General features: G+C 71.5%; 23 protein-coding genes. 14 read left to right on the top strand and 9 right to left on the bottom strand.

Annotated elements, in window-relative coordinates:
• The 6 genes from VGS97_RS04815 to VGS97_RS04840 form a co-directional block, all read right to left on the bottom strand.
• The coding region (locus tag VGS97_RS04815; RefSeq protein WP_326851967.1) for a condensation domain-containing protein at positions 1-1,758 on the bottom strand (1,758 nt) is incomplete at its 3' end.
• 53 nt (positions 1,759-1,811) lie between these two features.
• Positions 1,812-2,684: a hypothetical protein gene (locus tag VGS97_RS04820; protein WP_326851968.1), complete on the bottom strand. Its 873-nt coding sequence runs from the start codon at positions 2,682-2,684 to the stop codon at positions 1,812-1,814.
• A 41-nt stretch (positions 2,685-2,725) separates the two neighbouring features.
• Positions 2,726-3,583, bottom strand: a complete 858-nt coding sequence (locus tag VGS97_RS04825) for a 4'-phosphopantetheinyl transferase family protein (protein WP_326851969.1) — start codon at positions 3,581-3,583, stop codon at positions 2,726-2,728.
• A gap of 44 nt (positions 3,584-3,627) precedes the next feature.
• Positions 3,628-4,521, bottom strand: coding sequence for a hypothetical protein (locus VGS97_RS04830; RefSeq protein ID WP_326851970.1), 894 nt, complete (start codon positions 4,519-4,521; stop codon positions 3,628-3,630).
• A gap of 5 nt (positions 4,522-4,526) precedes the next feature.
• Positions 4,527-4,829: a phosphopantetheine-binding protein gene (locus VGS97_RS04835; RefSeq protein ID WP_414641645.1), complete on the bottom strand. Its 303-nt coding sequence runs from the start codon at positions 4,827-4,829 to the stop codon at positions 4,527-4,529.
• 100 nt (positions 4,830-4,929) lie between these two features.
• Positions 4,930-5,859 carry a 3-oxoacyl-[acyl-carrier-protein] synthase III C-terminal domain-containing protein gene (locus tag VGS97_RS04840; RefSeq protein ID WP_326851972.1) on the bottom strand — a complete coding sequence of 310 codons (930 nt, stop codon included), beginning with the start codon at positions 5,857-5,859 and terminating at the stop codon, positions 4,930-4,932.
• Positions 5,860-6,077: 218 nt separating this feature from the next.
• Here VGS97_RS04840 and VGS97_RS04845 point away from each other — a divergent pair, with 218 nt between their 5' ends.
• From VGS97_RS04845 to VGS97_RS04855, 3 genes are all read left to right on the top strand, one after another.
• Complete coding sequence (locus VGS97_RS04845; protein ID WP_326851973.1) at positions 6,078-7,403, top strand: glycosyltransferase; 1,326 nt, start codon at positions 6,078-6,080, stop codon at positions 7,401-7,403.
• Positions 7,378-8,364: an ATP-binding cassette domain-containing protein gene (locus tag VGS97_RS04850; RefSeq protein ID WP_326851974.1), complete on the top strand. Its 987-nt coding sequence runs from the start codon at positions 7,378-7,380 to the stop codon at positions 8,362-8,364. The genes VGS97_RS04845 and VGS97_RS04850 overlap by 26 nt, the downstream gene beginning before the upstream one ends.
• Positions 8,365-8,439: 75 nt before the next feature.
• Positions 8,440-9,204, top strand: coding sequence for an ABC transporter permease (locus VGS97_RS04855; RefSeq protein ID WP_326851975.1), 765 nt, complete (start codon positions 8,440-8,442; stop codon positions 9,202-9,204).
• 70 nt (positions 9,205-9,274) lie between these two features.
• On the opposite strand, the gene VGS97_RS04860 is transcribed toward VGS97_RS04855, so the two are convergent.
• Together VGS97_RS04860 and VGS97_RS04865 are read right to left on the bottom strand one after the other, a co-directional pair.
• The gene (locus VGS97_RS04860) at positions 9,275-10,207 is read right to left on the bottom strand and encodes an alpha/beta hydrolase (protein ID WP_326851976.1); all 933 of its coding nucleotides are present in this window, start codon (positions 10,205-10,207) and stop codon (positions 9,275-9,277) included.
• The gene (locus VGS97_RS04865; RefSeq protein ID WP_326851977.1) at positions 10,207-10,989 is read right to left on the bottom strand and encodes a class I SAM-dependent methyltransferase; all 783 of its coding nucleotides are present in this window, start codon (positions 10,987-10,989) and stop codon (positions 10,207-10,209) included. Before VGS97_RS04865 ends, VGS97_RS04860 begins: the two co-directional genes overlap by 1 nt.
• 294 nt (positions 10,990-11,283) lie before the next feature.
• Between VGS97_RS04865 and VGS97_RS04870 the strand changes: the two genes are divergently transcribed.
• Positions 11,284-12,783, top strand: a complete 1,500-nt coding sequence (locus VGS97_RS04870; RefSeq protein WP_326851978.1) for a class I adenylate-forming enzyme family protein — start codon at positions 11,284-11,286, stop codon at positions 12,781-12,783.
• Here the strand turns inward: VGS97_RS04870 and VGS97_RS04875 are convergent.
• Positions 12,762-13,475 (bottom strand): 4'-phosphopantetheinyl transferase family protein, encoded by a 714-nt coding sequence (locus VGS97_RS04875; RefSeq protein WP_326851979.1) that lies wholly within the window; start codon positions 13,473-13,475, stop codon positions 12,762-12,764. The two genes, VGS97_RS04870 and VGS97_RS04875, sit on opposite strands and share 22 nt — an antisense overlap.
• 16 nt (positions 13,476-13,491) lie before the next feature.
• On the opposite strand from VGS97_RS04875, the gene VGS97_RS04880 reads away from it, so the two are divergent.
• The 10 genes from VGS97_RS04880 to VGS97_RS04925 all read left to right on the top strand — a co-directional run.
• A complete protein-coding gene (locus VGS97_RS04880; protein ID WP_326851980.1) occupies positions 13,492-13,761 on the top strand; it encodes an acyl carrier protein in 270 nt (89 codons plus the stop codon).
• 11 nt (positions 13,762-13,772) lie between these two features.
• Positions 13,773-14,039: a hypothetical protein gene (locus tag VGS97_RS04885; RefSeq protein WP_326851981.1), complete on the top strand. Its 267-nt coding sequence runs from the start codon at positions 13,773-13,775 to the stop codon at positions 14,037-14,039.
• A 1-nt stretch (position 14,040) separates the two neighbouring features.
• The gene (locus VGS97_RS04890; protein ID WP_326851982.1) at positions 14,041-15,159 is read left to right on the top strand and encodes a beta-ketoacyl-[acyl-carrier-protein] synthase family protein; all 1,119 of its coding nucleotides are present in this window, start codon (positions 14,041-14,043) and stop codon (positions 15,157-15,159) included.
• Positions 15,156-15,857 carry a hypothetical protein gene (locus VGS97_RS04895; protein WP_326851983.1) on the top strand — a complete coding sequence of 234 codons (702 nt, stop codon included), beginning with the start codon at positions 15,156-15,158 and terminating at the stop codon, positions 15,855-15,857. The genes VGS97_RS04890 and VGS97_RS04895 overlap by 4 nt, the downstream gene beginning before the upstream one ends.
• Before the next feature lie 74 nt (positions 15,858-15,931).
• Entirely contained in the window at positions 15,932-17,554 is a 1,623-nt protein-coding gene (locus tag VGS97_RS04900) for a long-chain fatty acid--CoA ligase (RefSeq protein ID WP_326851984.1), read from the top strand.
• Positions 17,555-17,664: 110 nt separating this feature from the next.
• Positions 17,665-18,918 (top strand): beta-ketoacyl-[acyl-carrier-protein] synthase family protein, encoded by a 1,254-nt coding sequence (locus VGS97_RS04905; protein WP_349261984.1) that lies wholly within the window; start codon positions 17,665-17,667, stop codon positions 18,916-18,918.
• Positions 18,919-18,949: 31 nt separating this feature from the next.
• A complete protein-coding gene (locus VGS97_RS04910; protein WP_326851986.1) occupies positions 18,950-20,551 on the top strand; it encodes an AMP-binding protein in 1,602 nt (533 codons plus the stop codon).
• 128 nt (positions 20,552-20,679) lie between these two features.
• Complete coding sequence (locus tag VGS97_RS04915; RefSeq protein ID WP_326851987.1) at positions 20,680-21,273, top strand: TIGR03086 family metal-binding protein; 594 nt, start codon at positions 20,680-20,682, stop codon at positions 21,271-21,273.
• Between the two features lie 146 nt (positions 21,274-21,419).
• Entirely contained in the window at positions 21,420-22,244 is an 825-nt protein-coding gene (locus tag VGS97_RS04920) for an SGNH/GDSL hydrolase family protein (protein WP_326851988.1), read from the top strand.
• Positions 22,245-22,327: 83 nt separating this feature from the next.
• Positions 22,328-23,361, top strand: a 1,034-nt coding sequence (locus VGS97_RS04925) for a methyltransferase (RefSeq protein ID WP_326851989.1), incomplete at its 3' end; no start/stop codon positions are given.

Consider the following 23,361-nt stretch of genomic DNA (forward strand, 5'->3'; position numbering starts at 1 on the left):
GTCACGACCGTCACCCCGGGCGACGACGGGCAGCCCCGACCAGGACGCGGGATCGTCTGGGATCAGGGGGCTGTCGTCGTGGATCACGTACTCGTGCGGAGCGCACGCGGTCTCCCAGCCGGACAGCGCACCGCTGACCCCGCTGTTCTCGGCCCACGGCGGATCGTCCAGCGCCCCGGTCGTCTTGGGCTGGCTGAACAGGACATCCATCACCGCGCGGTGCGCCTCCCCGGGCGTGATCGGCCGGCCGTCCTGCACGATCCGGGCGACCAGCCGGCCGTCGCCGACCTCGACCAGACTCGGCCGCTTGTCCAACGCCGCGTCCAGCAGATGGCTCACCGCGTGCAGGTCGATCCACGAGTCCTCGATGCGGTGCCACTGGCCGCCCTCGCGCCGCACGCGCTCGATCCCGGTCAACTCGCCAAGCTCGGCCAGCGGTACCGCGCGCGTCGCGGATTCGCGCAGCAGGCTCAGCATCCCGCGTGCGAAACGCTCGGTGTCGTCCCGGCCGAACAGCTGCGGATCAGTGCTCAGCGACAGTTCGACGCAGTCGCGCAGCCGCCAGATGTTCAGCATGAGCCGCACCGGGATGTACTCGGCGGGCAGCCAGGCCAGGTCCGGGTCGGCCGGCGGGTCCGGCCGGTTCCTCGTGGCGGCCTCGGGCACGGTGGTGCTCAGGTCGTTGAGCACCACGTGGCGGGCGAACCGGGCGCCGCGCCGGTACGCGGTCTCGTCGATCAGGCTCCAGATCGCCTCCGAGTCGAAGGTGCTGTGCCAGTACCCTGTCAGACCGGCGGTACCGGCGGCGGCGATCAGCCGGTCGAAGTCCGCGGCGTCGGCGTCGAGGCACATCAGCGCGTCCTGAGCGAGCGTGCCGACGTACTGTTCGAGGCCGGGCCGGTGCCGGTTTGACGAGAGCGCCGCGACGACGACCTTCGGCTGGTCGGCCCGGTGCGCGACCAGCGCGGTGTAGGCCGCGAGCATGATCGCGGACGGGCTGGCGGCGGTGCGCTCGGCAGTGGCCTGCAACGCCTCGGCCGCGGAGACCGAGCGCACGATCAGCGTGTGCAACCGCCCGGCGGAGGGGCCGACGCCGCCGTCCGCGAAGACCGCCTGCGGACCGTGCATCAGGATCTTTTCCCAGTGCCGCAGCGAGGCCTTCGTCCGGCGTGCCCCGGATGTGGAGCGCTCCAGCACGGCCAGTTCGCGCGGCGTCGGACCGGCCACCGGGTCGAGGGCGCGGCCCGAAGCCAGCTCGTACCACTCGCCGATCAGCAGCGCGGTCGCGGCGCCGTCGGCGGCGGCGTGGCAGACCACGACACTGAGACGCGCCGGCCGGCCGTCCTCGGTCACCAGGGTGAATCGCAACGGGAAGTGCTCGGCCAGGTCGAAGCGCATGGCGCGGAAGCGGCGCCCCGCCTCCTCGGCGACCTCGTCAGGGTCCTCACCGGGGCCGAGTTCGACGATCGCGACGTCGAACTCCCCCTCGGCGTGCACCACCTGCGTTGTCGGCTGGCGGTCTCGCGGGCCGGGGTAGCGGGTGCGCAGCGCCTCGTGCCGCTCAGCCAACGTGCGCAGGGCACCGAGCGCGGTGTCGAGGTCGACGCCCTCGGGCACCGGCCAGAGCGCGTGCTTGTTGATCTCCATCGGCTCGTCGTGCAGGATGCAGCGGATCATGTTGTCCTGCCCGAGCGTCAGCGGGCCCTCGCCCGCGCCCTGCCCGGTGTATCTCACGGTGATGAGACGGGTTTCGGTCACCTCGTGTCCGCCTTTCGTTCGGCGACCGCCGCGACGGTCGGCGCGGGGTCGGCTCAGCGCCACAGCGCCGCGGGCCAGCGGTCCGGCTGCGGCCCGTGCACATTGATCAGCGCGAACGCGATGCGTTCGATGCCGAACGCGGTGCACGCGGTCTGCCCGGCCGCGCCGCCCGCGGTGAAGCCGAACGCCTCCCCGAAGTGGTCCTTGTGGTAGTTGGCCGAGGCGATCGCCTGGACCTGGTCGCCGTCCACCGGCACGCGCAGCTCGAACTTGAGTTTCTGCATCCGCTGCGCGGCCTGGTACAGCTTCCTGCCCACCCCGAAGAAGGGGTCGTCGGCCTCCTCGATGGCGACCTTGAGCGACATCGACTCCAGCCACTGCGCGACCCGCGCGAGCCAGCGGTCGCGCCAGGCGACGCAGTGCTCTTCGTCGCCCGCGGTCACCAGTTCGACCATGCGGAAGGTGCGCAGCCGCCCCGGCTCGCTGGTCGCCTCCTGCCGGAAGCAGTGCGCTTCGACGTGGAAGCGGGCCGGGGCGTCCAGGTCGCGGCCGGCGAGCGTCGCATAGGTCGGATAGCAGGCGGCGGGCAGCAGGACCAGATCACTGATCTCCTGGTCCGCATGCCACGCGCCGCCCTCCTCGGCCAGCGGTGCCAGCCTGCCCCAGCGTTTGGCGTCTCCGGCGTAGCTGTGCACGGTCCCGAGCAGGTGGGGGAACGAGGTCACGTATCCGGCGCGCTCGATCGTGCGCCGCGAGATGACCGGCGGGACGGCGAGCCGGGTGAACGGGGCCGGCTCGTCGGCGGCGAGCCGGGTGATCCCCGCGCGCAGCATCGCCACGATGCGCTCGAACGCCTCCGGGTACAGCAGCACGCCGGGAGCTTCCGTGGTCAGCGCAGTCGCCGGAGCGTCGGTGATCTCGGACACTATCTCCACCCTCGGATAATCGGACACGGTATCAGTCGTGATCAGTCGTGGGAGTCACGCGGGGACGCCGGCGCGGCGGTTTCGGCGCCATCGGCGGACCACACGTGGCGGCGCAGCACGTACGGCGCCGCGCCTTTGAGCGCCACGGCCGCGCGGAAGTGCATTGGCGCGGGCACGTCGCTCACCCGGTACCACTCGGCGGGCTGTCCGGTGCCGGGCGGAATCTGCACCACGAGCGGGGCCTCGCCCTGCACGGGCAGCCCGAGGCCCTGGACCAAGCGGCCGCCGAGCGCCTTCACGCAGGCCTCCTTGCGGCACCAGAGCGTCATGAATCGGCCGGCCGGGCCGCCGCGCTCGCGCGACGAGGCCACATATCCGGCCTGGTCAGGCGGGAAGAAGCGGGCCGCGAGCCGGATCGCCTCCTGGTCGGAGGCCAGCCGCTCGACGTCGATCCCGACCTCGCGCGGCGGCGGGACCTGCGACTGCGCCATGGCATTGGCGACGTCGGGCCCGGCTTCGCGCGCCGGCGGGGATCCCGGCTGCGTGATGGCGACGAGGGCCGCCTCCGCGCAGTGCGAGATGCTGATCCGCGCCCTGCCCGCGCCGCCGCCGAGCCGATCCGTGTCCGGTTCCGGCTTGCCGTGCTCGCCACGCCGCCAGGCGAACCGGGCTTCCAGCCCGAGGTGCCCGGCGACGATACGCCGTGCCGCACCGTGCGCTGCGACGAACCGCGCGCGCTGGACGGCACTGCGGTGCGTGACGGCGCGTCGGCGTTCCTCGTCGTCGAGGAGCGCGGCGAGTTCGGCGAGCACCGCCGGTGGCTGATCTGTCGGGACGAGCCAGACATCCACCGTGTCTATGAGCGTGTCTGTGACCGTGTTTACGAAGGCTGCGTCCATGACAGAAGTGCCTATGGGAGGCGTTTCCACGAGAGAGACGTTCATCACGACGCGCCGCCTGTCTCGATCGCGCAGAGGCACAGCGTCCGCAACTGGCGATCGTAGTCCGCCAGGATCACGAAGTCGCCGTGCTCGGACCACTGCGCGTGGCCCTGCGCGAGTTCGTGCCAGACCCCTGTGCATGGCCGCCCGGCCGGAGCGGCGACGATGCGATCGATGCCGAGGCCTTCGGCGTCGGCCTTCGACAATCCGCCGCCGAGTACCAGGACACGCCGGCCACGATCGATCCCGGCGGCAAGTTCGGATACCTGCGCGACGAGCAGTTCCGGAACCTCACCCGGCGCGATCCCGGCGTGTTCGCGTACTGCCGACAGCCCGGTCGCGCCGACACCCTCGAAGAGCACTGCGACCGCGCTGTGCTCATCCGGCAGCGTGACGGGTGTGTCAGGCCGCGTCGGCGGCTCGTAATGCAGCGCGGCCTGTTCCGCGACGATGATCAGGGCTCGCACGCGGTCGCCGGTGCGCAGGTACTCGGACGCGAGGCGCACAGCCGTGTACGGCCCCGCGATCCCCTGGTCGCACACCGTGAACGCCATCGGCCTGCCCGGGCAGACCTCGCCCAGGTAGAGCGCGGTCGAGCGGCCGGGCCGCACGTCGTGCACCGCGTAGGCGAGGATGAGCAGGTCGACCGGCCCGTCCTCGGGCACGGTCTCGCGGATCAGCTCCTCGGCCATCTCGCCGTACGTGTGGCCCACGCCGCGTTCGAGCAGATCCTCGCGCAGCGCGACCCCGTACGGGCGCACCAGGTCACTGAGATAGACCCGCAGGTCCGGGTCGACGGACAGCTCGGAGCGACCGGCGAACCGGCGGGCGGCGACCCGGCCGATGCGCGGGTACGCCGCCGTCGCGCAACGCTCCGGCGCAGCGGCGCCGGGCACGGGAATCAGTCCTCCGTGATCGCGTGGGTCGACACGTAGTCGGCCAGCGTGCCGAGCGAGCGCAGGTCGTCCTGGCCGATCTCCTCGACCTCGATCTGGATGTCGAGCTCCTCTTCGAGTTCGAGGATCAGCGCCAGCGTGCTGGCCGAGGTCAGGCCCAGCTCGTCGAAGAGGCACACCTCCTCGGACTGGGCCGGCAGCTCCCGCTTGAGCACCCGCGGAAGCAGCAGATTGATGCTCTCGACGACCCGGGCGCGCGGCACGCCCTCATCCCGGCCGGTGCTCTCTTGCTCGATCACTTGCTCCATGGTGCCGGTCCCCTCCCGCTCGTTAGGACGAGATGACGCAAGTTTCAGCAGGACGCTGAATCAGGGACTAACGCACGCTCCGTGCGCCACGTACTTCAGGCTAATGCTCCAGCACCATCGCCGAGAAGGCGGCACCGACCCCGGCGGCGGCCACCAGGTAGCGGTCGCCCGGTCGCAGCAGTCCGCGGTCGGTGGCGGTGCGGTGGTTGATGAAGGCGTCCGCGGCGAAGCCGTGGCCGAGTTCGGGCACGTTGTCCAGCAGCACCCGCTCGACCGGGAACCCGATCCGTTTGCAGAGCGTACGCCAGGAGATCCGGTTCACGTTGTGCGGCAGGATCAGGCTGATCTGCCCGAGGTCGGTCTTCGCGGCTTCGAGCGCCGCCACCACGGCCTCGGCCAGCAGCTCCGGATAGGCGCGCTGGTACCGTTGCAGGAGGTCCGGGTCCTCGGCCAGCCTGCCGTCGAACTCGCCGCGCAACACGGCCGAATACGACAGTACACGATCACTTCCTTCTCCCCCACGCACCAGGGCGGCGGCCGAACTCTCGCCGAACAGCGAGGTCCCCGGCACCAGCCGGGCGTCCCGGGTGAACGCCTTCTCTCCGGCCAGGATCAGCGCCAGCGCGTCCGGGTCGCCGTCCGCCGCCAACAGCCTGCCCGCGACGTCCACGGCCAACAGGCTGGACGCGCAGGCATGGTGCGTCACGGTGAACGCGAGCGCGTGTTCGAGCCCGAGCTCACGGCAGACCTCGTGCAGGGGGTTGAGCGGATACGGGACCTGCGTCACGCTGCGTGCGTGCAGGACGTACCTGACCCGCGCCTCCCGGCCGCGCAGCGACTCCAGTGCGCGGGCCGCGCCGAGCAGCAGGTCGTAGAGCGTGCCGTCCGGATCGAACCGCACCCGGTCGAGACCGTGGAACCGGCGCAGCAGCGTCGCCTGCCTCGGTTCGAGACCGAGGTCCGCCACCACCTGTTCGATCGGCAGGGACTGCGGCGGCAGGTGGACGGCCACCGCCTCCAGTGCGGTCACGCTTCCCCCCAGACGACGGTCCTTCTCAACCACTGGTCTACTCCAGTTGCCCGGCGAGCTGTAGTATGCCGCCGTCCCGCGCGCACCACAAGACACGGAACCATCAGGACGCTAACCTAAGGGGTCTTACGCGTGACGGAGGCAGTGCCCCGGGCCGCGGCGCCCGGCGAGCCGGGCGTCCCCCGCTCTTCCACCCCGCGCACCGCGGGCATCCGGCGGTGAGCCGCTTCCTGTTCGTCTCGCCGCCGCTGGCCGGGCACGTCAATCCGACCGCCGGACTCGGCCGGGCGCTGGCCGAGCGCGGCCACGAGGTGGCGTGGGCCGGTTCGGAGCTGTTCCTGCGGCCGCTGCTCGGGCCGGACGCGCAGCTGTTCCCGACCGGGTCGAAGCTGCTGCGCGAGCAGGCGGCGCGCGGCCACGCGGCGATCAGGTCCCTGTGGGAGCAGTTCATCGTGCCGTACGCCAAGTTCACCGCGAAGGCGGTGGACAAGGCAGTGCTCGCATATCAGCCCGACGTGGTCGTCTCGGACGAGCACACGCCGGCCGGGGCGTTCACCGCGTACCGGCACGGCGTCCCGTGGGCGACCCTGGCGACCTCGTCGATGGAGCTGACCCGGCCGCTGCGCGCCTTCCCACCGGTCGAGGAGTGGATGCGCGGACACCTTCGCACCCTGTGGAACGCGGCCAGGCTGCCGCCGGATGAGTTCACCGATCCGCGCTTCTCGCCGCACCTGGTGCTGGCCCTCACCAGCAGGGCGCTGACCGGCCCGCTGCCCTTTCCCGAGCACTACGCGCTGGTCGGGCCGGTGCTGGCGGACCGCTCCGCGCAGGCCGCCGCACCCGGGCGCGAGCCCTTCCCCTGGGACCGGCTTGAGCCGGGCCGGCGGCGCGTGCTGGTGACGATGGGCACGCTCGCCGCAGACGTCGCAGGGGGCTTCTACCCGAGGGCGGTGGCGGCGCTCGGCGAGCTCGCCGACGAGGCGCAGGGCATCGTGATCGCCGCGCCGGACGCGCTGCCTGACGGCGTCCCGCCGAACGTGCTGCGGGTCTCCTGGGCGCCGATCCTGGAACTGCTGGAGCGCGGTGCGCTGGACACAGTGGTCTGCCATGGTGGTATGAACACGGTGTGCGAGGCGCTCGCGCACCGCGTCCCCGTGGTCCTGGCTCCGATCCGGCACGACCAGCCGGTCACCGCCGGCCAGGTCGCCGCCGCCGGAGCGGGGCTGCGCGTCTCGTTCGAACGCGCGGACGCCGCGGCCCTGCGCGGGGCGATCGAGACGGTCCTCGGCGAACCGTCGTACCGCGACGCGGCCGGCCGCGTCAGCGAGGCATTCGCCGCCGGCGGTGGCGCGCGCGCCGCGGCCGACCGGCTGGAGGCGCTCGCCCGCACCGCCGCCGGCGCCGCCGGGTCGTCGTCATCGGCACCGCCGCCGACACCGTTATCAGCACAGTCATCAGCGTCACCGCCCGCCCACCGCCCCGCCCCGGACACCAGCCCCAGCGAACCAGGAGCCACGGTTGATCGAGACCAGAGGTCTGCGTAAGACCTTCCAGACCCGCAAGCGCCGCCAGACGACCAGCGTCGAGGCGGTGAAGGGCGTCGACCTGACGGTCGGCCAGGGCGAGATCTTCGGCTTCCTCGGCCCGAACGGGGCCGGCAAGACCACCACGCTGCGCATGCTGGCCACGCTGCTGCCCCCGGACGGCGGGCAGGCCACCGTCTTCGGCGCCGACCTGCTCAAGGACCCGGCCGCGGTGCGCGAGCGCATCGGCTACGTCGCGCAGAGCGGCGGCACGGACGTGGCGCTCACCGCGCGCGAGGAGTTGGTCGTCCAGGCGCGCTCATACGGGATCGGCAAGTCAGAGGCCGTCGAGCGGGCCAAGGCCATGATCCAGGCCTTCGACCTCACCGAGTACGCGGATCGCAAGAGCATGACGTACTCCGGGGGGCAGCGCCGCCGGCTCGACATCGCGCTGGGCGTGATCCACCGCCCCAAGTGCCTGTTCCTCGACGAGCCGACCGTCGGCCTCGACCCGCACAGCCGCGCCGGGCTGTGGCGGGAGGTGCGCCGGCTGCGCGAGGAGGGGATGACGGTGTTCGTCACCACCCACTACCTCGAAGAGGCCGACTCGCTCTGCGACCGCATCGCGATCATCGACCACGGCGAGATCGTGGCCGAGGGCACGCCGGAGGACCTCAAGCGGGAGATCTCCGGGGACGTGGTCATCGTCGGGCTCGGCGGCACGGTGGCGAAGGAGGGCACGACGCCGGGACAGGCCGGTACGGCGCAGAAGGCGCTGGCCGACCAGCCCTTCGTGCGCAAGGTCGAGTCGCCCTCCGAGGACTCGCTGCGCGTTTACGCCGAGAACGGCGCGACGGCCATCCCGCTGATCCTGCGCACGCTGGAGAGCGCGGGCATCGAGCCTGAACTGGTCCAGTTGCAGCGGCCGAGCCTCGACGACGTGTTCCTGACCAAGACCGGGCGCACCATCGCCCAGGGCTGACCCGCGACCGCGACCGAGTGCGCGGCGCAACCATTTCAGACCCCTGAAACTGAAACTTTCAAGCGGAGAGCTCCCGTGAAGATCCTGCGCGACACCTGGCTGGTCTACCAGCGCCAGCTGCTGATCGTGATCCGCACCCCGTCCTGGCTGGTCATCGGCCTGGTGCAGCCGTTCGTCTACCTGCTGCTGTTCGCCCCGCTGCTCAAGGTCGCGCTCACCCCGATGGGCGCCACCAGCTACCACGACGCGTACCGGATCTACGTGCCGGGGCTGCTCGCGGCGCTGGCCATCTTCGGCGGCCTGGCGGCCGGCTTCCCACTGCTCGGCGAGCTGCGCATGGGCGTGATCGAACGCTTCCGGGTCACCCCGGTCAGCCGGCTGGCACTGCTGCTCGGCCGGGCGCTGCGCGAGACCACCACGCTGCTGGCGCAGGCGGTGGTGACAGTGATCATCGCCCTGATATTCGGGCTGACCGTCAATCCGGGCTACCTGCTGCTGGCGTTCATCCTGTTCACCCTCATGTCCCTGATGTCCGCGGCGATCGCGTACGCGATGACGATGGCGGTGCGCAACGACGGGGCGCTCGGGCCGCTGGTCAACACGGTCTCGCAACCGGTCGCGCTGCTGTCGGGAGTGCTGCTGCCGATCGTTCTGGCCCCGCTGTGGCTGCGTGACACCGCCCTGTGGAACCCGTTCTACTGGGCCGTGGCCGGAATGCGGGCTTTGTTCCAGGGCAATGCGAGCGACAACACGATCTGGATCGGCCTGATCATCATGGTCGTACTGACGACCGCCGCGGTCACCTGGTCGGCCAGGCTGTTCTCCAGCCGGGTCAGCTGAGCGGCGCCGGACAACGCAAAGGCCCAGCGCTGCGTCCGTGCAGCGCTCGGCCGGGTATGCCAGGTATCGGCTACGCGAGGCCGGCGGCCAGGCGCGCGGCGGCGTAGTCGATGGCCTCACGGCCGAGGGTGAACGCGCCGAACATGGCGAAGAACCCGTGCGCCATGCCGTCGTAGCGCCGCAGCTCGACCGCGACCCCTGATTCACTCAGCCGCCGCGCGTACGCCTCGCCCTGGTCGCGCAGCGGATCGTACTCGGCGGTGATCACGGTGGCGTCCGGCAGCCCGGCCAGGCTCTCGGCCCGCAGCGGGGAAGCCAGCGCACTGAGACCATCCTTCTCCTCGGCCAGGTAGTGGCCCCAGTACCACTGCACCGAGAAGCGGTTGAACAGCAGCGGGTCCTCGTGGGCGCGCAGCGCCTGCGGATCCCAGGCGCAATCGGTGTTCGGATACACCAGCAGCTGGTGGCGCAGCGCCGGGCCGCCCCCGTCCCGGGCCAGCAGGCTGACCGCGGCCGCGAGGTTCCCGCCGGCGCTGTCGCCGCCCACGGCCAGCCGGTCCGGGTCGATGCCCAGCTGCGCCGCGTGCCCGGCCACCCACGCCACGCCCGCACGGCAGTCCTCGACCGCCGCGGGGAACGGATTCTCCGGGGCCAGCCGGTACTCGACCGACACCGTCACGCAGCCCGACGCGTTGGTCAGCGCCCGGCAGATCGCGTCGCAGGTCTCAAGGTTGCCCAGCGTCCAGCCGCCACCGAAGAAGTACACCAGCGCGGGCCGTCCACGACCATGATCGGGTTCGTATATCCGGATACGCAGCCTGCCGCCGGGGCCGGGGATCGTCCGGTCGGCCACCGCCGCCACCGGCTCCCCGGTGCCGCTGGCGGCCTGGATGTCGGCCAGGTCCGCGGCGCGGGCCTCGGCCAACGAGAGGGTGTACAGGGGCGCGGTGCCCTCGCGCGCCTTCCGAGCGCGCATGGCCTCGACTTCCGGGTGCAGCGGCATCAGGCGTTCACCTCGACGTAGATGGTCTCGTCATTGCGGAACGTGGTGTCCAGATCGGCCACATCCTGCCGCGAACCCTCGCGGAACGCGCACTCGCGCAGTGCGCCAGGGGCGAATCCGGCCTCTGACACCGCGTGCCGCAGTTCGTCGAGGTCGTAGATCCAGCGGTGGCCGTAGAAGTAGAAGATCTGGTTGAGCATGAAGGCCCTGCGCTCCGGCATCGGCGGGCCGACCCGCATCATCCTCAGCCGCCTGCGGTGCCTGGCGAAGAACCCGCCGCGGACCTCCTGGGCGCGGTAGCCCTCCACGTATCCGGCCAGGTCCGGGGTGGTGACGCGCAGCAGGCCGCCGGGGGCGAGGATCCGGCGTGCCTCGGCCAGCCAGCGGATCGCGACCGGCAGCGGGACGTGCTCGATCAGGTGCTCGGCGTACACCCAGTCCACGGAGCCGTCGTCGAAGGGCAGCGGATCGCCGATGTCCAGCTGGGTGAACAGGCTCCCGCCGTCGACCCGGTAGATCCGTCCGGGTTCGGTCGTCTCGTCCCCGGTGTGCAGCGGTGCCAGATCGGTCCCGAGACCGGAAGGGTGCTCGGTGCGGAACGCGGCGAACTCGATCCCGGTGACGCCGAGCGCGGCGAGCTGCTCCCGGGTGCGCGGCCACGGCCCGTCCACCGCCTTGAGCGAGTCGCAGCGCGCCAGCCCCTCGCTGAATCCGTCCAGCGCGCCGGCGAGCGTATCAGGATCCTCCCAGTCCCAACCAGGGAATTCGAGCTCTGGCGCCATCGATGATCTCCTTCTCAGAATTCGCACACGCCCGCGAAATTTTCGTGGCCGTCCGCGCAACCTAAACCACCATCGGAAGTTCATCACGTGCCGCGAAACCTATTGCCATTCAGGTGAAGCCGCAGGGCAACCGATGGCCGGTCCTCCGGATTGGTCCAGACCCTTTTCCAAATTGGTCTGGACCGCAAGCGGAACCCTTGACCGGAAGCAACGGATGTGACAGCGTCTGCCTCGCGTGACGGTATCACTGCACATCAACCCAATGCCCTTAGTCGTCCGATATCCGGGGTTCTGTTGACTGCTGCTTCCGACCGCCCCACCGTCCTCGGCCCGGCGCCCGGTTGGGTCGATTCCGTGCTGTTGGCCGGCGGCGAAAACGAGCCCGCACTCCACTTGGCCGAGCGCATCGACCGCGGCGCGCTGCGCGCGCTGGTCGCGCGACAGGAGCAGGCCCTGGCCGACGCGGGCCTGACCGCCGGCGGGACCGCGACACTGCTGCTGCCGCCCTCGCTCGGGTTCGTCTCCGCACTGCTGGCCGCCTGGCGGATCGGCGCGCAGGTCAGCCTGCTGGACCACCGGCTGACCCAGGCCGAGGTGGACCGCGCGCTCGAACGGCTCGCTCCGCAGGTCCTGGTCGAGGCGGCCGCCCCGGCGAGCACCGCGCTGCGCGGCTTCGCCGCGGTCGAGACGCGGGCCGTGGCCCGGCCGGCCGGTACCGGCGCGCAGACGCCGCACGCGCTGATCCAGCTGAGCTCCGGTTCGACCGGGCCGTCCAAGGTGATCGCGCGCACGGCCGACGACCTCTCGTTCGAGCTCGACCGCTACGCCGCGCTGCCCGAGTTCCCGCGCCGCGGCCATCGCATCGTGCTGCTCTCCTCGGTGGTGCACGTCCTCGGCCTGGTCGGCGGGCTGCTCCAGGCGCTGCACGCGGGCTGCGAACTGGTGCTGCCCGAGCGGCTGACCGCCGCCGGGATCCTCGCCGCGATCGGCGCCGGGGACGCGCCGACGACCGTGATCGGCGTGCCCTTCCATGCCGAACTGCTGGCCGGGGCGAACGATCCGCCGGCGCTGCCGTCGTTCGTCCGGATGGTCGTCGCGGGCGAGCTGACCCGGCCCGGGCTGCCCGAGGCCTTCGACGCCCGCTACGGCGTCCCGCTCGGCTCGATGTACGGCATGACAGAGCTCGGAGTCATCGCCACCGACCTGACCGGGACGCTGCGCCCCGAGCTCACCCCGACCGACGGCCTGGAGCTGCGCGAGCAGGACGGCGAGCTGCACATCCGGATGCCCGAACCGCCGTACCTCGGCCTGATGGACGCGGCGCGCTGGTCGGACGGCTGGCTGCACACCCGGGACGCCGCGCGGCTGGACCCGGGCACCGGGCGTGTCACGATCCTGGGACGGCGCGATTCGCAGGTCTCGATCGGCGGGCTCAAGGTCGACCTGACGGAGGTCGAGCAGACCCTCGGCACTCTGCCCGGCGTGACCGGGGCGGTCATCGTCTTCGACGCCGGGGCGATCGAGGCGTACGTGACGCTCGACGGGGCCACCGGCGACGACGTGCGCGCCGACCTGGCCAAGCAGGTCGCCTCGTTCAAGATGCCGCGCCATATCCGGGTCCTGCCGGAGCTGCCGCGCACGTCCACCGGCAAGGTGCTGCGGGACGCGGCGGCGCTTCGCAAGGCCGCCGAGCGTGCGGCGGCGGGCGCGCAGGGCGCTGGACCGCAGCCCACTGAGACCGGGCCGACCGGAGCCGGGCATAACGGGACCAATCAGGCGGTGTCGGCGACTTGACCCCGCTGCCCGCCCCGTCCATGCGCGCCGTCCAGGTCCGCCGGGCCGGTGCGCACGATCGCGCCGACGGCGTTCGCACCCTGAGCCGCCGCCGCGAACACCACGCCGTCGGCGAACCCAGCGGCCACCGCGAGTCGCGCATCGCCGGGAACCGGGCCGAGCCAGGCCACCCCCCGCTCTCCCATCAGGTCTCTGCCACTTGGCGGCCAGCTCTCCGGCAGCCATACTGCACGCGAGAGCCCCGCACCACCGGCCAGACCCAGGCCGCGGGCCTTGCCGAGCGCCTCCTTCTGCGTCCACAGCCACAGGAAGGCGACGATCCGCTCGTCCGGTTCGCGGCGCTCGATCCACTCCGCCTCGGCGGCGCGCAGCCAGCGCCGGGCCAGGTTCCGCACCGGGATCCGGCGCACGGCCTCGACGTCCACGCCGACCGGGAAGTCCGTGCTGGCGGCTGCGGCGAGGACGCCGCGGCCGTGACTCACGCTGACGTGGACCGCGGCGCCGCGCACGACGGGCCGGCCGTCCGCCTCGTGGCCGAGCCGCAGCCGTCCGGGAGGCGGCGGCGCCAGCCCGGCGGCCAGGCCGAGCACCAGTTCGGCAGACCGCGCGCGCTCGTCCCCGGCGGCGCGGCCGATCCGGACCTCCACTAGCGGCGTCCCGCCGGCCACCGCAGCAACCGAGAGCTTCGACACGCTCCTAGGAGAACAGATGCGCGACCAGATCCGCGACTTCATCATCGCCGCGCTGCGCGAGATGAACTACGACGTCTCCGACGTCACCGGGCAGACCGTGCTCGGACCGGCCGGGCTCGACCTCGAGTCGCTCGCCCTGGCGGATCTCGCCGTGCAGGTCGAGGAGGAGTACGGGGTCAAGTTCGAGCTCGACGACATGGAGAGCACGGCCCTGATGACCATCGACGAGTTCACCGCCGAGGTGGACTCGCGGATGAACGGCACGGCCGTCGGCAGCGCGCTGTGACGGAGCTGCCCGTGACCCGGCAGGCCGGCGCGCCCGGCGCGGCGCTGGACCGCACGACCGTGATCGGGATGCTCGCCGCGTTCGGCGACCGGGCCCCCGAGGCGGTCGACGACGTGGTCGGCTCGCTGGAGCTCACCTGGCTTATCGCAGAGGTCGAACAGCAATACTCGGTGGTGCTCGACCTGACCGACGAGCAGTTGGCGGGGATCCGCACCGTCGAGGACGCCGTGACCGTACTGGGGGCCGTGTTAGGCGAGGCGAAGCCGGAAGCGTACTGACGTGACCGAGACAGGGGGGTCTGTCGCGCCGGTCGCCGTCACCGGGCTCGGCGCCGTATCCGCCTTCGGGAGGGGCACCCGGCCGCTGGCCGAGGCGGTCGCCGCGGGACGGCCGGGATTCGCGCCGGTCTCACGGTTCGATGTCACCCGCCGGGCGACGGTGCACGCCGCGGCGCTGCCGGGAGATCCGCGGCTGGCCGACGAGCTGATCTCAGTGATCGAGGACGCCTGTCGGCAGTCCGGTCTGCGACCGCGGGACGCTGCCGACGTGCCGCTGCTGCTGGGTCTGCACGCCGATCCGCAGACGGCGCCGGTCGCCGCGCGGGTCGCGCAGGGGATTTCGCAACGCTGCGGCCTGGCCGGCATCACCCGGACCTACACCTGCGCCTGCGTCGCGGGAAGCACCGCGGTCGCGCACGCCGCCTCGCTGATCGGGTCCGGGGCCGCCGAGCGCGTGGTGGTCGCGGCGGGTTACCTGGTCGAGCCGGACATGTTCGCGGTCTTCGACGCCGGTCGAGCGCTGACACGCGGCGGCCGGCCGCGGCCGTTCAGTCGGGGCCGCGACGGACTGCTGCTCGGCGACGCCGTGGTCGCCGTCGTGCTCGAATCCACCGCGAGCGCACGCAAGCGGGACGCGGACGTCCTGGCCACGGTGGCCGGCTGGGGACGCTCCGGGGACGCTTATCACGTCTGCCGGCCGATCCCGGACGGCTCCGGACTGGCCCGCGCGATCGAGGACGCGCTCGGCCGCGCCGGAGTCGGACCAGCGCAGGTCGGCTACGTGAACGCGAACGCGAGCGGGTCGCAGCTGGGCGACGGCGCGGAGGCGGCCGCGCTGCGGCGGGTCTTCGGCGACGGACCCGGCCTGCCTGCGGTGAGCTCGACAAAGTCAGTGCACGGTCACGCCCTGGAGGCCTCGGCGCTGCTGGAGTTCGCGGTCACCGTACTCGCGCTGCGTGACAGGATTCTGCCGGTCAATGCCGGGTACTTGGGCCCAGATGAGGACTGCCGGCTCGATCTGGTGTTGGACGGGCCGCGCCCGGCGGACACCGGCTACGCGCTGAGCGTCAACTCGGCCTTCGGAGGCGCCAACACGGCGCTGTTGGTGGGTGCGGCGTGATCGAGACGGACGTGTGGCCGATCGTGATACCGAGCAGCCTCGGTCTGCGAGTGCTGTCATACGCGCGATGGCCGGAGACCGAGGACGACACGCTTCCGCCGATACCAGGGTTCATCGTCTCGTCGTTCAACCCGCTGGTCGCCGAGGTCGCCGACCGCTGCCTGCGCCGCCGAACCACACGGCCCGCGGCGAACGTCCGACGAGAGCCGACAGGATCAGGGACCGATGACAGGCGGCTCGACGACGCGCAGTTCGATGACACAGGATTCAGTGGCACGGCGCTCGACGGCACGGCGCTCGATGGCGCTGGGTTCAATGACACTGGGTTCGATGACGCGGCTGCCCCCGCGCGCACCGCGCTGCTCCTGGCCAGCGTCGGCGGGGACCGGGCGACCGCCCAGGCCATCGCCGAAGCCGTGCGATCCGGCCGGCGGGTGCCCCCGCTGCTGTTCTTCCAGTCCAATCCGAACGCCGTCCTGGGCCACATCGCGGCTCGCAGACGGCTGACGGGACCGGTGGTGTGCGTCAGTCCGCCGCCGGACAGCGCCGGCGGGATCACCGCCGACGCGCTCACCGAAGCCGACTGGCTGCTTCGGGACGGGGACGCCGACGAGGTCCTCCTCATCGCCGCCGAGCAGGGCGCCAGACCCGGCGAAGGCGACCGGGCCGAGGCGGTGCTCGTCGACCGCCGGCCCTGACGCCGAGCCCAGCACGCGCACGACACGGGGATTCGGGGAACCCGCACAGATGATCGGCCGGAAGGAAGCACACGATGAGCCCGACCAACATCCGCGCACTGCTGGCGGCCGACCCGGACGTGGGCGCCGGGAACGTCCTGACCACCCGCATCCGGCTCGGCCTGGGCCTTGACGAGCCGAAGGTCACCTTCGACACGCCGGTGGACGGCCACGCCGCGTGGCAGCCGCTGACCGTGCGCGAACTCGACCGCGCGGTGCGGGCCAGGGCCGCCGCGCTGCACGGCATGGGCGTTCGCCCGCGCGACCCGGTCGCCGTGTACGTGACGGCGGCGGCCGACAATATCCTGAGTTTCCTCGCGCTCGCCCGCCTCGGCGCGATCCCGGCGCTGGTCAACCCGAACGTCGACGGCGAGAAGGCAGCGCTCTACATCAGCCGCCTGAAAGCCGTCGGGCTGATCGCGGACGCCGTGCACCGCGCCGCGCTCGACGGCCGCGACTACGACGTGCCGTTGCTGTCCGATCCGGCGGAACTCGGCGTCGGCGCCGATCCCGACGCCGCACCCGCGCCGTACCGGCACTGGTCCGGCGATCCGGTGGCGATCACGCACTCCTCGGGCACGACCGGTATGCCGAAGGCGGTCGTGCACTCGCACGCCAGCCTGTACGCGGCGGTCAAGCATCGCCTGTCCCTTCCGCTCGCGCAGGGAGCCGACCGGATTCTCAGTGCCCTGCCCTCGCCGCACGCCGCCACGCTCATCGCGGTCAACCAGGCGCTCAGCTTCAACGCGCAGGTCGTGCACCTGTCCGACCAGACCGGCCCCGCCGTGCTGGACGCGATCGAGCAGTGGAAGCCGCATGGCGTGTTCGGCTTCGCCTCGACCTGGGCCGACCTGGCCGGGCGCGACCTGGCCGCACGCGACCTGGACTCGGTGAGTCTGTGGTGGAACACCGGCGACTGCGCGCACGAGGCGCACATCCGCCGGCTCGTCGCGGTCGGCAGCCGGGTGTTCGCCACGCCGGAGGGACGCGTGCGCCGACCCGGATCAGTGTTCATCGACGGTCTGGGTTCGACGGAGATGGGTCATTCGCACTTTTTCATCACGCACACTGTCGACAGTAATCGGTATGGACGTTGTGTGGGTAAGCCGCACACGTTCGTGGATTGTGCGGTGTTGGATCCTGAGGGTGAGCCGTTGGGTGCGGGGCAGGTGGGTGAGTTGGGGACGAAGTCGCCGACGTTGGCGTTGGGGTACTGGAATGACTCGGTGACCACGTATCGCACGCGGGTGCGCGGTTTTTTCATGACCGGTGACCTGATGTACCGGGACGAAGAGGGTTACTACTACCACATGGACCGCCTGGTCGACTCCGTCGACCTCGGCAACGGCAAACGCCTCTACACCGCGATGACCGAAGAGCGCATCCTCGCCGACTGCCCGGCAATCCTGGACTGTACGGTCGTCGCGGTGCGCGACGATCAGCAGGTTGTCACCGACGTCCTCGTGCAGCTGCGTGCCGGGGCCGACCGCGGCCGCGATTACGGCAAGGAGGTCCGCGCCGCACTCGACGAGCACGTGCTCGCCACCCTGCGCGACGTGGTCGTCGTGGACGACGATTCGCTGCCGCTGGGACCGACGGGCAAGGTGCGCAAGTACCTGCTGCGCCAACGGCATCTCGATTCGCAGAGCGCGAGATGAGCGCTGTGGCCCCCCGCCCCGTCAATCCGGACGCTGTGACTGCTGGCAATGTGGCTGTTGACACTGTGACCGCCGACGATGTGAATCGCAGCGCCCGGCGTCAGGCCGCGGTGACGGTCACCGGGATCGGTGTGGTCAGTCCACTGGGCCGAAAGCTCGACGAGTTCTTCGACGCGCTGGTGTCCGGCCGCAGAGGGCTGGTCCGCCCGGAAGGCGACCATCCGGCGGCCGGCTGGCTCGCGTCGGCCGGGATCGCCCCGCCGATCGACGCCCGCGAGGTGCTGCCGCCGAGAGAAGGCCGCGGCGTCGACCGGTTCCTGCTGCTCGCACTCGCCGCCGCCGACGATGCGCTGACCGACGCGGGGATCGTCGTCGGTCAGGACGTTGATCCGCGCCGGGTGTCCGTGGTGGTCTCGACCGGCGGCGGCGGCCTGGAGACCTTCGAGCAGCAGTCGCATCGCAGGCTTGAGCGCGGCAGGCCCGGGGTCACGCCGTATCTGCTTCCCGGGATGCTGACGAACATGGCCGCCGCGCGGATCGCGATCAAATACGGCATCCGCGGCTACTCCTCGGCGATCACTACCGCATGCTCGGCCGGAGCGCAGTCGATCGCCGAGGGGCTGCGGCTGATCCGCGGCGGCCAGGCCGACGTCGTGGTCTGCGGTGCCGCGGAGTCCCCGCTGCACCCGACGATCGCGTCAGCCTTCGACAACGCGCGGGCGCTGTCAGAGGGCTGGGACGATCCGGCGGCGGCCAGCCGTCCGTTCGACAGGCGCCGCAACGGTTTCGTGCTCGGCGAGGGCGCTGCGGTGCTCGTCGTCGAACGGGCCGAGCACGCGGCCGCCCGTGGCGCGTCCGGCTACGCGGACCTGCTCGGCTGGGGTGCCTCCACCGACGCGTACCATCCGACCGCCCCGCGTCCTGACGGCGAAGGCGCCGCCGACTGCATGCGCCTGGCGCTGGAGGACGCAGGTCTGGAGCCGTCAGACGTCGACTACGTCAACGCGCACGGCACCGGCACGAAGCTCGGCGACGTCGCCGAGACCGTCGCACTGCACGCCGTCTTCGGCACGCGCCAACCAGCAGTCAGCTCGATCAAGGGCGCCACCGGACACCTGCTCGGGGCCAGCGGCGCGCTGGAGGCGGCAGCCACGGTGCTGTCCGTCGCGCGCGGCGTGCTGCCGCCGACGGTCAACCTCGACGATCCCGATCCGGCCTGCGACCTCGATCACGTGCGCGGCTCGGCGCGGCCGGGCCCGGTACGCGCCGCGTTGTCGAACTCCTTCGCGTTCGGCGGCCACAACCTCAGTCTTCTGTTCGGACCGGCGGGCAGCCCCGGACCGGGCGGCGTGTCGGCGGGTTGACGCGTGCGCGCGGTCTGGTAAAACAGCACTCGTGGATGATCCGCGCGCAAAGCAGGCCAACTACGTCCTCACGGCGCTCGACCGTTTCGCCGAATACGGCGAGCGCGAGGCGATCGTTTCACCCGAGCGCAGCATGACCTACGCGGACCTGTGCCGCGAAACCCTCGCGCTCGCCGCCGTGCTGCGTCGGCGCGGAATCCCGGCCGGAGCGGCGATCGCGATCCTGGCCGGCAACCGGCCCGAGACGATGACGGTGCAGTTCGCCGCGCACCTGCTCGGCTGCCGGACCGTGTGGATCGCCGGATACACGCCGATCCGCGAGCAGCACGACTACCTCGCGCGGGCCAAGACCGACTACTTCATCTACGACACCATGTTCTACGCCGAGCGCGGCGCCGAACTGGCGAAGCTGTGCCCGGACGGGACCGTGTTCTGTCTCGGCGCCGACGGCCTCGGGCCCGATCTGCTCGAACCGCTGCCCACGGACGCCATGGGCATGGCGGCACTGCTCGTCGACGGCTCCGCCGAGATCACGGCGCTGACGGCCGACGTCGTCACGGCGCCGCAGTCCGTCTTCTACACCGGCGGCACCACCGGCAGCCCGAAGCTGGTGCTGCACGAGCACCGCTTCTTCCTCGCGCTGCTGGCGATCGGCGCGGCGTGGCTGGCCAGCGGCGCCCCGGCGCTGCGGCACCTGGCGGTCACCGGTTTCCAGCACGTCAGCGGTCAGATGACGAACCTGCTGATGCTGTTCACCGGCGGCGTGGTCGTGCTGCGCAACCCCATGGACCCCGCGACGCTGCTTGAGGTGATCGAGCAGGAGCGGATCATGAGCACCCTGGTGACGCCGGTCCAGCTGTACAACCTGCTCGACCATCCCGCCACCGAGACCGCCGATCTCAGCAGCCTGCTGCTGCTCAACGTAGGCGGCGGGCCGGTCTTCCCGACCAGGCTGCGGCAGGCGGTCGAGCGCTTCGGCCCGAGAATGCGCATGACCTACGGGCTCAGCGAGGCGTCGTTCATCACCGAGTACCGCGGCGTGCCCCTCGATCCCGAGCACCCCGAGCGGCTTCGTTCCTGCGGGTACGTCTTCGCCGATTCCCGGGTCGAGATACGCGGCGAGCACGGGGCGCCGCTGCCGGCGGGCGAGATCGGCGAGGTGTGGACGGCCGGCTCGCTCGTGATGTCAGGGTACTGGGACGATCCGGAGCTGACCGGTGAGACGCTCGTCGACGGCTGGCTGCGCACCGGCGACCTCGGCTACCTGGACTCCGACGGCTTCCTCTATCTCGTCGACCGTTCGAAGGACATGATCGTCACCGGGCTCGGCGCGCTCAACGTGTTCAGCAAGCCGGTCGAGGACGCGCTCGCCTCGCACCCGCAGGTGCGGCTCGCCTCGGTGATCGGCGTTCCCGACGCGGAGATCGGCGAGGCGGTGTACGCGTATGTCGTCACCACGCTGGACGCGACCGTGACTGAAGCCGAGCTGCGCGCGCTGGTCACCGAGGAGCTGAGCGACTACCAGGCGCCGCGAACCGTTGAGTTCGTCGACACCCTTCCGCTGACCGGGATGGGGAAGGTGGACAAGAAGGCGCTGCGCGCTCGGCACGTCATATCGGCCGAATTGCAGTAGCTTCGTGCAGCAGTAGTCCACTAGTGCTCAATGGTACTGAAATTATCCGGCGGTAATCGTCCGGAAGTGCTCGTGTAGCACTTACTTGTGACCATCGCACCGCAGCCCGAGACGGGAGCCGCCGCACCGTGGCCGACATCCGAGAACTGAGCCGCCGCACCCTGGAGACGACCGTCTCCATCGTGGCCGGGCTCAAGCCCGACCAGCTGGGATCGCCGACCCCCTGCTCCGAGTGGGACCTGCGCGCGTTGCTCGCGCACATGATCGGCCAGCACTACGGCTTCGCGGCGGCTGCGCGCGGCGAGGAGAAGGACCGCACGGTCTGGGACGACCGGCCGATCGGCGACGATCCGGCGGCGCAGTACGCGCAGGCTGTGCACGAGGTGACCACGGCGTTCCGCGAGGAGGGGCTGCTCGGCCGCCGGTTCTGGCTGCCGGAGATCCACGAGACGGTGCGTTTCCCCGCGCCGACCGCGATCAGCTTCCACCTGCTGGACTACGTCGTGCACGGCTGGGACGTCGCACGTTCCCTCGGCGTCGTGGCGCGGTTCGACGACGACCTGGTCGCCGCGGCGCTGGCCGTCGGCGAGCAGATCCCGGAGGGCGAGTCGCGGCTCGAACCCGGCGCGCAGTTCCGGCCCACGGTCGCGGTCACCGACGACGCGTCGCCGATGGACCGGTTGATCGCCATGACCGGCCGCTCGCCGAGCTGGCCCGACTGAGTCGGCACCGGCCGAGCCAGCGCCGGTTGAGTCAGTGCCGGTTGAGTCAGTGCCGATTGAGCCAACGCCGGTTGAGCTGACCCTGGTTGGGCTGGCACTGACGGTCGCGACGTATACGAGCTGCGGGTGCGGGGAAGGTGGAGGCCATGGTGATCGCCCTCGGGCCGCGAGAGGCCGCCGATCCGTACTGTCTGCGTCCCGGGGAGGCCGCGGTGCTGCTGGCCGGACATCCATGGCGCCGCTTCGCCGCGATCGGCGACAGCATCGCCGAGGGGCTCGGCGAACCGAGCCCCGGCTATCCGGACCAGCCCTGGATCGACCGAATCGCCGCAGAACTCGAAGACGCTGTGCGGCCTGAGGACCCAGGACCCGAATACACAGCGCCCGAGTACGCAGCGTTCGAGTACACGGCGTCCGAAAGCCCCGGACCCGAAAATCCAGCGCCCCGAAACGCAGCACCCGGATTCGCGTACCGCAACTTCGGGCACCGCGACACTCGCATCACCCGGGTCCGCGACACGCAACTCGGCCCGGCCCGGGAATTCGCGCCCGACCTCGTCATGGTCGCCTGCGGCGGCGCCGACGCCCTGTCCCGCAACTACGACGCCGACACCGTCGAGGAGGATCTGCGAGGGATCGTCGCGCGGTTCCTGAAGCTCGGCGCCGAAGTGATCACGGTGAGCATGTTCGACGGCTCATACTCGCCGGCCGTGCCGGAGCAGTTGCGCGCGGGCCTGCGCGTGCGTCTGCACGATCTTTCCGCGCGCAGCCGCGGCATCGCCGCGGACCTCGGCACGATCCACGTCGACTTCACCGACCACCCCGCCACGCCCGACGGCGACATGTACAGCGGCGACGGCCGTCACGGCACCCGCCGGGCGCACGCCATCGCCGCTGCGGGCGCGATCCGGCGACTAGGCGAGCGTCTGGGCAACGCCGTCCCGCCGCCGGCCGGCAGCGTCGGCCGATGACCGCGGACCCTTCCGGATTCGCCACCGGTCCTGGCTCTGTTCCGGGCTCTGTTCCTGGTGCTGGACCCGGTTCCGGTTCCGGCATGCCCGGCCGTGCCGAGCGCCGCGCGATGTTCTCCATCCTGACCGGCGGTTGGATCGCGCAGGCCTGCTACGCGGTCGCCAAGCTCGGCGTGCCCGACGCGCTTGCCGACGGTCCGAGTACCGTCGACGCGCTCGCCGAAAAGGTCGGTGCCGACCGGCACGCCCTGCACCGCACTCTGCGTGCCCTGGCCGCCGCCGGACTGTTCCGCGAGATCGCTGCGGGCACGTTCGAGCTGACTGCGACCGGCAGGCTGCTGGGCTCCGAGACGCGCGGATCGAGCCGTCTGGCCGCGATCATGTTCGGCGAGGAGGTCCATGAGGCCTTCGGCGAGATCCTCCACACGCTGCGTACCGGCCGGCCCGCCTTCGAGAAGATCCACGGCGAGCCGTTCTACGACTACCTGCGCGACCGCCCACAGGCCGCCGCGATGTTCGCCACCGCGATGGGCTCGGCGGCCGTGCCGATCGTGTTCGCCCGCTGCGATCTCGGCCGGCCGCGCGCGGTCGTGGACATCGGCGGCGGCGACGGCGGGCTGCTCGCCAGGATGCTGAGCCGCCACCGCGAGGCTCGCGGCGTGCTGGTCGAACTGCCGGACGCGATCGAGCGGGCGCGCGCCCGGCTGGCCTCGTCAGGACACGCCGACCGGATCGAGTTCGCCGCGGCCAGCTTCTTCGACTCGGGCGCGATCCCGTCCGGCGCGGACGTCTACACGCTCTCCCGCGTCCTGCACAACTGGAACGACGACGCCGCCGTGCAGATCCTGCGCAGGGTGCGCGAGGCCGCGCCGCCGCATGCGCGGCTGTTCGTGTTCGAGTACCTGATCGAGGATCCGGACGAAGCGTCGGACGCCACCACCGGCGCCGATGGCGCGGACGGCGCGGGGAGCGCCCTGAACGCGATCGACCTGCTTTCGCTCGTCATGCTCGAAGGCTACGAGCGCTCGGCGCATCAGTACCGCGCCCTGCTCGCGCAGGCAGGCTTCGAAGTTCGCGCGGTGCACGCCCCGCCGCTGCCGGCTACCCGCACCGAAAG

The sequence above is a fragment of the Actinocrinis sp. genome, assembly GCF_035946395.1.
Taxonomy (GTDB): domain Bacteria; phylum Actinomycetota; class Actinomycetes; order Streptomycetales; family Catenulisporaceae; genus Actinocrinis.